This is a genomic window from Burkholderia sp. NFPP32, assembly GCF_900119325.1.
GTDB classification, from domain to species: domain Bacteria; phylum Pseudomonadota; class Gammaproteobacteria; order Burkholderiales; family Burkholderiaceae; genus Burkholderia; species Burkholderia pyrrocinia_C.
In genome coordinates, this window is the sequence record NZ_FPJP01000001.1 from 447,140 (window position 1) to 455,868 (window position 8,729).

The window sequence follows — 8,729 nt, forward strand, 5'->3', positions numbered from 1 at the left end:
ACAGCGCACCACCGGCCGCGAACGATTTCACAGCGACCATTTCAGTTCTCCATAGAAAGTGCGGCCCGGATACGGATGGAACACGTAGTAGCGGCGGTCCGTCAGGTTGTCGATGCCGACCGACGCGGTCCAGTGACGGTCGAAGCGGTAGCGCGCCTTCAGGTCGACGACCGTGAACGAGCTCGTGCCGCCGTAGACGTCCGGATTCACGTCGCTGTTGTCGAGCGTGTTGAACTGGCGGCCCGAATAGCGCACGCCGACGCTCGCGAGCCAGTGCTCGTCGAAGCGATACGACGCGAGCAGGTTCGCGCGCATGCGCGGAATACGCGGAAAACGCGAGCCGACATACGCGGGATTCGCGGCATCGGCAAGGATCTGCGCGTTGCTCGCCGATACGTTCGCGTCGATCGCGAGCCCCTTCAACCCGACATTCTCGCCGCCGAACGCGAGTTCGACGCCGCGCACGCGCACGCGGTCGACGTTCGAGATGTTGGTGACGGTCGACGCGCCCGACACGGTGGTCTGGCTGTAGATCGAATCGCGCAGGTCGCTCTGGAACACGCTGGCGCGCACGACGCCGACGCCCACGTCGCGTTCGGCCGTGAAATCCCAGTCGATCGCCTTTTCCGGCCGCAGGCTCGGGTTGTTGTTGACGATCGCGTTGTTCGAGATCGTGCCCTGGAACAGCTCGCCGACCGTCGGGAATCGCGTGCCGGTCGCGAACGACAGCCGGAAGCGCCAGACCTCCGTCGCGTCCCATTGCAGCGCGACTTTCGGCGACAGCGCGTTCGCGCCGCGGTCCGCATAGCCGAGCGTGCCGGCTGCGTTGCCGAGCGCGCCGCCGTATGCATCCCAGCGCTCGTAGCGCAGCCCAAGCGTCGCGAGCCAGCCCGGCGCGAAGCGCCACGCATCCTGCCCGAACAGCGCCTGCGTGCGCGTATCGCCGCGATAGACGCTCGACAGCGACGTGGTCGGCCCGGCCAGCCAATCGGCCGTGTTGTACGTGACGTTGCGCAGGAAGTAATTGTCGTAGTGATAGCCGAACGTGAACGTGTGGCCCTTCACTTCCGGCGCCTCGGCCTTCAGGTCGAGCGTGCGCCAGCCCGTGCCGTCGCCCTGGAACAGCGTGCCCGCGCCGCCCTGCACGGTCGACGCCGCGCGCAGCACGTCGCGCGACACGTCGTACGCGGACACGACGCCCGACAGCCGCCAGCCGGAATCGAGCCGGCCGTTCAGGCCGAGCGCATACAGCCAGTTCTCCTGGTCGCCGCGCTGCGGCGCGAACGCATTCGGCGCGATGGTCATGTTCCGGCCGCCGATCGACACGTTGCCGCCGGACACCCGATTGCCGGCCGCATCGCGCAGGAAGGATTCGCCGTGCTGCCGGTAATGGTTCTCCCAATGCCCGAGCGTGAGCGTCGCGTCGACATGGTCGGTGAACGCGTAGCCCATCCGGACCGTCTCGTTGAGCTGCTCGGTCCGCTCGATCGTCTGCGCGCCGACGATCGTCCGCGGCTTGCCGTTGGGCCCGATGTCGGTCGCGGCGCCGGTCACGGGTACGGCAGCGCCCAGCTTCGGGTTGTAGGCCGGATTGGGGCTCGCGTACTGCATCGGCTGCCCGTCGTTCTCCAGCCGGTCGAGCGACAGTGCGAACCAGAACCGGCCGACGCGGTTCGCGACCCGCGCGGTCTGGTGATTGCCGCCGAAGCTGTCCGCGAACCCGTAGCCGTCGTGGTAGCGCTGCGTAAAGAACTGCGTCGACAGCGACGCCTCGAGTTTTTCCGGGCGGCGCGTCGCGAGCAGCACGGTCGAGCCGATCGAGTTACCGGGATACAGCGCGGAAAAAGGGCCATAAAGCACGTCGACGCGCGCGATGTCGTCAGGCGGAATCAGCGACCAGCGCGGCGGATACGCATAGCTCGAGCCAAGCAGGTTCGACAACAGCACGCCGTCGGCGTAGACGAGCCCACGCGCGCTCTGCAGTTCGTTGAAGTCGCGGCCCGCGAACACGCTGTTGCGGTCACCGATATAGCGCTTGCGAACCATCAGGTTCGGTGCGTATTTCAGCGCGTCCTCGGTGGTAACGTTGGTATGCGTATCGATCTGCTCACGCGTGATCGACTCGACGACGGCCGGCGTGTCCGGATCGACGGGTTGCCGCTGCGCGGTCACGCTGACGGCGGTCAGCGTATCGCCGGCCGTGGCAGCCGACGCGGCTGCGACAGCAGAGGCCGGCGCGGCTCCGACGGATCGATCGATACCGCTGCGGGCCGGATCGTTGCGTGCATCATCCGGTGAGGCCGCGTGGGCGGCTGGCCACGCGAAAGCGGCCGCGCACGCGAGTGCGAGCCGGCCGCGCGACGACCGCGCGGCGAAGGTAGACGACATGAGTGAATTCCTGAAAACGTGATCGGACGCCGCCGGACACGAGCGGACGCGCCGCGCACGAACGGCGCGGCGCGCGGGCCCGGCCGCGGGCGGCACGCGCGCCACCGGGCGCGCGAACGACATCAATCAGATCGGGGCGTTTTCAGGCGGGGCACGCGGCTGCGCGAGACGAATGCCCTTGCGGGGGAAATCGGGAACGGCCGGGGCGGCCGCGCGGTAGGCGAACGTCCGTACGAAGCCCGGCATTGCGGGCAGGCTCGCGCCGAGTGCGACGTTCGCCGCGAAGCCCGGGCAGTACACGCAGTGCGGCACGCCGGCATGATCGAACGACGATGTGTCGCGGTCGTCGCCCGACTGCGCGAGCACGACCTGGCGGGCGCCCGCTGCACTGCACAATTCGAGCGTGAGCTCGCCGGAGCCGCTCGACGCAAGACGCGCATAGCCGATGACAGGCGACAGTACGTTCAGTACCAGCGCCAGCCATACAAGGCCGATCCATCGCGTCGTTCGTTTCATCGCGGTCCAGGAAAAAGTGCGCGCAAGTATAACAAGCGGCCCGATCGTTGCCGATCGCTCAGGACGCAATAGTCGGCATCGCAACGCATGTGCCGTTAATACAACAGAGACAAAATCTAACGATTCGCCTCTGGCACAAATCCAAGCACGAGGTTGATAATCATTGAACCTGCTGGAGAAACAACCATGGACGAAAGACCAACTCGCATGCCACCGCCCGAGCAAGTGATGAGCCCGGATCCGGAACCCGTCGGCGTGGAATTCCTCGCCGAATTGCCCGAGCACGTCCGGGCATTCTTCGACGAGCAGCACAAGCTGTACTCGCCGAAGTGACCGCCTGTTCGGTTCTGTAACCGCTACGTGTCGATCATCGCTATCGTGCGGTTCATCGCTGCGCATCGCGCGCAATTCGCGTCGCACCCGGGCCGCAACAGCCTGACGGTGCCGGATCAGTTCGCCTGCTGATTCTTCTGTCGCGTCGCTACGCCGCGCGACTGTCTTCGTCTATTCTTCTGGTTTTCCACGTCCGGCCCACCCGGCTCTCCCGATCATTCCGATGAAGCAAGCCATTCGTGCCAGCGTCGCTGTCGCCGCGCTCGGCGTCGCCCTCTTTTCGTCGCCACGCATCGCCAGCGCAGACGGCGATGACACCGCCCTCACCAACGTCGTCGCGCTCGCATCACAGCGCCTCGCGCTCGCCGAACCGGTCGCGCGATGGAAATGGGCGAATCACAAGGCGATCGAGGACCAGCCACGCGAAGCGGCACTGCTCACGTCGGTCGAGAAGCGCGCGGCACAGGCCGGCGTCGATCCTGCGTTCGCACGGACGTTCTTCGAGGATCAGATCGCCGCGAGCAAGGACGTACAGAACGCACTGTTCGCGACCTGGCGCGCGACGCGGCCGCCCGAGGGCACACCGCCCGATCTCGCGACCAGCACGCGCCCGGCGCTCGACCGGCTGACGCAGAAAATGCTCGCGGGTCTCGCGCAAGTCGCGCCGCTGCGCGATGCGCCCGATTGCCAGGCGCGACTTGCTCGCAGCATCGCGAACTGGAAGACGCTCACACGCTACGACTCGACGCAGACGCGGGCGCTCGACACTGCGCTGTCGCATGTCTGTTCGGCCGGCGGCGCAAGCGCGATCGGCTGACGCGGCAGGCAGGCACCGCAGGCGTGGATTGCACCGCTGGGCTCAACCCGCGGGCGTCAGCGCAGCAAGCGGAATCAGTTGAAGCCCACGCGCGAGATGCGTCTGCAGCAGGCGATGAGTAAAGGGTTCGAACGTGCCGTCCGCCGCGTCGGCCACGAGCCGCGCGGCCGCATCGAGCGATTCGGCCGAACCGAGGTAACGCCAGCCGTCGATCACATGAAACAGGCGGCGCTCGCCGTTCGCCTCGAACACAACGGCGCCCTCGAACGGCCAAGGCGCACCGCCCGCACGGGCCGTATCGGCCGCCGGACGCCGGTTGTACGACGGACGCAGCCGGGCGATCCATTGCGCTTCGGCCAGCATCGCGCCCAGTTCATTACCGGTCTCGTGCCATTCGACACGCCGCACCTGCTGCGCGAGCCGCATTTCCTTCGAAGAGCGCCGCTCGCCCGTCAGCAGCGCACGCAGCCGCTGCCGCACGCGCACGCTGCGACCGACATACAGCGCTGCGTCGCCCTCCCCGAACAACGCATATGCGCCGCACCCGGCCGGCGCGGTGTCGAGCCAGGCTTCGGTCAGATCGCCGGCCAGACGGAAGTGGCGCGTCGTACGCGCGATCTGGTCGCGCAGCCGCTCGAGCGGCACGATGTCGTGCAGTTGACGCCAGAACTGCCAGAGCAGATCGGCATCCGCGAGCGCCCGGTGGCGCGCAGCCGGAACGAGACCATGCCGTTCGATCAACGCATCGAGCCCGTGCCGCGATTCGCGCGGGAACAGCGCGCGTGACAGCCGCACCGTACACAGCACATCGGGATTGAACGCGAAGCCGGCACGCTCGAATTCGGCGCGCAGGAAACCGCGATCGAAACTCGCGTTGTGCGCAACGAACAGCTTGCCGTCGAGTCGCTCGAACAGCGCCGGCGCGAGCGACGCGAACGACGGCGCGTCGCGCACCATCGCGTCCGAAATGCCCGTCAGTTGCTGGATGAACGGCGGAATCGACTGGCCCGGATTGACGAGCGTCGTCCACGTCGACACGCCGAACGGGCCGATTTCGACCACGCCGATTTCGGTGATGCGGTGCTCGGCGGACGAGCCGCCGGTGGTTTCAAGGTCGACGAAAACGAGCGGTTGTTCGCTGGCGGGATCGGACAGGCAGGAATCGGACATGAAAAGACACGGAAACGATGCTTCCGTGAGTATGCACCGGCACGCGTGTTTGCCGCCAGCACGGACCGGAACGATCGGTCCCCGGAAAACAAAAAGCCCCCGCCATGCGGGGGCCGGACGTGATCGGCAATGCGTGGCGCGTCAGACCGCCTGGATATTCGCTGCCTGCTTGCCTTTCGGCCCGACTTTCACGTCGAATGAAACACGCTGGTTTTCCTTCAGCGTCTTGAAGCCGTCCATCCGGATTTCGGAAAAGTGCGCAAACAAATCTTCACCGCCATTGTCCGACGTAATAAAGCCAAAGCCTTTAGCATCGTTAAACCATTTCACGATACCGGTATCCATGTCTTCGTTCCCCACTCGTTTAGATCAAAAAAGCTATTTTTATAGCCGTTTCCCGAAATCCCGAAACATTGCGCCAGCACCCGCACCAGCACGCCGCCCGAGGACGGAGTGCTGACTTTATAAATTGGACAATCCGGGTGCGTCAAGAAAATTTTTGACGACCTCTTTATCAAAAAAGCGCTAATGCCGTTGGAATCGGTACACCATCGCCTTTTATTAATTGATTCGCATCACAAACCTGTCAATATTACCGGGATCGGATCATCAATAATCTCGGCCATGAAAATCCTACCGGGGACAAATCGACTCGGTAAAATCCTCGGGTTTTTTCCGGGTTGCGGAAATCCGGGGACGTTGCGATGCTGATGTAACGCCGAAAGGAAGGAGAAGGTCATGTGGCTGGACGGAATCAAGCGCTTCGCGAGCCGGCTCGGACGCGTACGTCGCAAGTCCCGCGCCCTGGCCGAGTCTGCTCGCGAAGCGCCGTGCGACACCGAGTTCGATACGACGTGGCATGGCGATCACTGGCAGAACCTGCTCGCATCGCCGCTGGACGCACGTCACTACGTGATGGAAGACTGGACCTATACGCCGCCGCACACCGAAACCGAGGAAGCTGCGCCGACGGGCAAGCGCAAGAAGCGACGCTCGTACGCGCAATAGCACACGGAAAGCGGGCAAAAAAAAGCGCGACTGGGAAGTCGCGCCGACAAAGGTTTGGAGATCTTTTCCGTCAACGAAAAAGTCTGCTTCGGAAAGCAGAGATCGCAGTATAGCGAGAGAACAACCTTTCATTAGCCATGCTCCACACAAACCTCTATTGCCGAAGCGTCAATAATCGCGCTAACGCCTCCGAGGTCCTTCGTTGAGCGTCTGTCGCGATCGCGCAACGCCCACTACGCACTCCTGATTGCCTCCCCCGTTCGCTGCGCTGCCGCAAAACCTTGATGGACATGGGTTCCAGCGCGCCCATCCATTTTTGCGCATTCCAGAATACTGTATTGCTTAAAGCAGTTTTCCTTCGCACCCGGCCCGCTCCGTACACTGCAAGTGGATTTCCGACAAGGGCTCCCATGCCCACTAATTCGGCGTCGCAACGATTTGCCGCCGCCGATGCCCGCAGCAGGTTCGATCGATATCATCCTGTTTGGAGACAAATCCATGAAAAAGACCCTGATCGCCGCCGCTTTGTCGGGCGCGTTCGCGACCGTCGCCCATGCGCAAAGCAGCGTCACGCTATACGGACTGATCGACGCCGGCATTACCTACACGAACAACCAGCACGGCCACAGCGCCTGGCAGGAAACGAGCGGCTCGATCAACGGCAGCCGCTGGGGCCTGCGCGGCACCGAGGATCTCGGCGGCGGCCTGAAAGCAATCTTCACGTTGGAAAACGGCTTCGGCATCAACAACGGCACGCTGAAGCAGAACGGCCGCGAATTCGGCCGGCAAGCGTTCGTCGGCCTCGCGCACGACAGCTACGGCTCGCTGACCCTTGGCCGCCAGTACGACAGCGTCGTCGACTATCTCGGGCCGCTGTCGCTGACCGGCACGCAGTACGGCGGCACCCAGTTCGCGCATCCGTTCGACAACGACAACCTGAACAACTCGTTCCGGATCAACAACTCGGTCAAGTACCAGAGCGCGAACTACAACGGGCTGAAGTTCGGCGCGTTGTACGGCTTCTCGAATTCGTCCAGCTTCTCGAACAACCGCGCGTACAGCGTCGGCGCGTCGTACAGCTTCATGGGCTTCAACGTCGCGGCCGCGTACATGCAGTTGAACAACAACATCAATTCGCTGGCGCTCGCGGCAACCGATCCGGGCGCGGTCGCCGGCGACTGGACCTTCGCGGCCAGCCGCCAGCGCACCTGGGGCGGGGGCCTCAACTACACGTTCGGGCCGGCGACCGCGGGCTTCGTGTTCACGCAGACGCGCCTGACCAATTCGGCCGGCATCAGCGCGGGCCAATCCGGCGTGTCGGGCGGCATTCCGCTGGCGGGCGGCACCCGCTTCAACAACTACGAACTGAACGGCCGCTACGCGCTCACGCCGGCGCTGTCGCTCGCGGGCTCGTACACGTACACCGACGGCCGTCTCGACGGCCAGAAGCCGAGCTGGCATCAGTTCAACCTGCAGGCCGACTATGCGCTGTCGAAGCGCACCGACGTCTACCTGCAGGGCGAATACCAGCGGGTACTGGCGGACGGCCTGCCGATCGGCGCCAACATCAACGGGCTGGGTGCGGCATCGTCGACCAACAAGCAGATCGCGGTGACGACCGGCCTGCGCCATCGCTTCTGAGCGACCGGCGCATCGACTTCGCGCCGGATGACGAAGCGCCCCGCCGGGGCGCTTTTTCTTTGCCGGAATACGTGGGCCGCCGCTCAGGCGCCCGGTGCCGGATAGCGAACGTCGAGTATGTCGATCGGCTGCGGGCCGGCCGGCGTCATCAGCGTAACGGTATCGCCGATCTTCGCCTTGATCAGCGCACGCGCGACCGGCGAAATCCAGCTGACGCAGCCGCGGTCGAGATCGACCTCGTCGATCCCGACGATCGTGACCGTGTGGTCCTCGCCGTCCGGCGTCTCGTAATCGACCGTTGCGCCGAAGAACACCTGGTCGACATTCTCCTGACGGCTCGCGTCGACGACTTCGGCGAGATCGAGCCGCTTCGTCAGGAAGCGGATGCGGCGATCGATCTCGCGAAGCCGCCGCTTGCCATAGATGTAGTCGCCGTTCTCCGACCGGTCGCCATTCGACGCGGCCCACGACACGAGCCGCACGACCTCGGGGCGCTCGACGTCGATCAGGTTCAGCAACTCATCCCGCAGCCGCTTGTGGCCGGCCGGCGTGATGTAGTTCTTCGCGCCCGCGGGGATCGCGGGTTGAGCCTGGTCGAGATCGTCGTCGTCACCGTCCGACTCTTTGACAAACGCCTTGTTCATGATGCAGATTCAACACGTGGATGACTGATGCTCCAAGGGTACACGAAGGGCGCCCCGCCAAGGTCGCGCCGCGTAATTCGCGAATAAGGCTTCCCTTTTTATACAACCCTGCTATAATTTCGCTTCTGCGTGCGGCTGTAGCTCAGTTGGATAGAGTACTTGGCTACGAACCAAGGGGTCGTGGGTTCGAATCCTGCCAGCCGCGCCACCTT

At 64.3% G+C, this 8,729-nt stretch carries 9 protein-coding genes and 1 tRNA gene; 5 read left to right on the forward strand and 5 right to left on the reverse strand.

What is annotated here, in order from left to right; all coding sequences use genetic code 11:
* Nucleotides 1-27: 27 nt before the first annotated feature.
* Both BT264_RS02040 and BT264_RS02045 read right to left on the reverse strand, forming a co-directional pair.
* Nucleotides 28-2,388, reverse strand: coding sequence for a TonB-dependent receptor (locus BT264_RS02040; protein ID WP_072436424.1), 2,361 nt, complete (start codon nucleotides 2,386-2,388; stop codon nucleotides 28-30).
* Nucleotides 2,389-2,514: 126 nt separating this feature from the next.
* A complete protein-coding gene (locus tag BT264_RS02045; RefSeq protein WP_072436089.1) occupies nucleotides 2,515-2,904 on the reverse strand; it encodes a DUF2946 domain-containing protein in 390 nt (129 codons plus the stop codon).
* A 228-nt stretch (nucleotides 2,905-3,132) separates the two neighbouring features.
* Here BT264_RS02045 and BT264_RS39055 point away from each other — a divergent pair, with 228 nt between their 5' ends.
* Nucleotides 3,133-3,237: a chorismate mutase gene (locus BT264_RS39055; RefSeq protein ID WP_162484450.1), complete on the forward strand. Its 105-nt coding sequence runs from the start codon at nucleotides 3,133-3,135 to the stop codon at nucleotides 3,235-3,237.
* A 223-nt stretch (nucleotides 3,238-3,460) separates the two neighbouring features.
* On the forward strand, nucleotides 3,461-4,054 hold the full coding sequence (locus tag BT264_RS02050; protein WP_072436090.1) for a chorismate mutase: 594 nt from the start codon (nucleotides 3,461-3,463) through the stop codon (nucleotides 4,052-4,054).
* A gap of 42 nt (nucleotides 4,055-4,096) precedes the next feature.
* Here BT264_RS02050 and BT264_RS02055 read toward each other — a convergent pair whose 3' ends face one another.
* Both BT264_RS02055 and BT264_RS02060 read right to left on the reverse strand, forming a co-directional pair.
* Nucleotides 4,097-5,224, reverse strand: a complete 1,128-nt coding sequence (locus tag BT264_RS02055; RefSeq protein WP_072436091.1) for an exonuclease domain-containing protein — start codon at nucleotides 5,222-5,224, stop codon at nucleotides 4,097-4,099.
* A 141-nt stretch (nucleotides 5,225-5,365) separates the two neighbouring features.
* Nucleotides 5,366-5,569 carry a cold-shock protein gene (locus BT264_RS02060; protein ID WP_006476615.1) on the reverse strand — a complete coding sequence of 68 codons (204 nt, stop codon included), beginning with the start codon at nucleotides 5,567-5,569 and terminating at the stop codon, nucleotides 5,366-5,368.
* Between the two features lie 393 nt (nucleotides 5,570-5,962).
* On the opposite strand from BT264_RS02060, the gene BT264_RS02065 reads away from it, so the two are divergent.
* Together BT264_RS02065 and BT264_RS02070 are read left to right on the forward strand one after the other, a co-directional pair.
* Nucleotides 5,963-6,232, forward strand: coding sequence for a hypothetical protein (locus tag BT264_RS02065; RefSeq protein ID WP_072436092.1), 270 nt, complete (start codon nucleotides 5,963-5,965; stop codon nucleotides 6,230-6,232).
* A gap of 498 nt (nucleotides 6,233-6,730) precedes the next feature.
* A complete protein-coding gene (locus BT264_RS02070) occupies nucleotides 6,731-7,873 on the forward strand; it encodes a porin (RefSeq protein WP_072436093.1) in 1,143 nt (380 codons plus the stop codon).
* An 83-nt stretch (nucleotides 7,874-7,956) separates the two neighbouring features.
* Here BT264_RS02070 and greB read toward each other — a convergent pair whose 3' ends face one another.
* Nucleotides 7,957-8,517: a transcription elongation factor GreB gene (gene greB / locus BT264_RS02075; protein ID WP_072436094.1), complete on the reverse strand. Its 561-nt coding sequence runs from the start codon at nucleotides 8,515-8,517 to the stop codon at nucleotides 7,957-7,959.
* Between the two features lie 131 nt (nucleotides 8,518-8,648).
* On the opposite strand from greB, the gene BT264_RS02080 reads away from it, so the two are divergent.
* Nucleotides 8,649-8,725 (forward strand) — tRNA-Arg (locus tag BT264_RS02080).
* The last annotated feature ends 4 nt before the right edge of the window (nucleotides 8,726-8,729 follow it).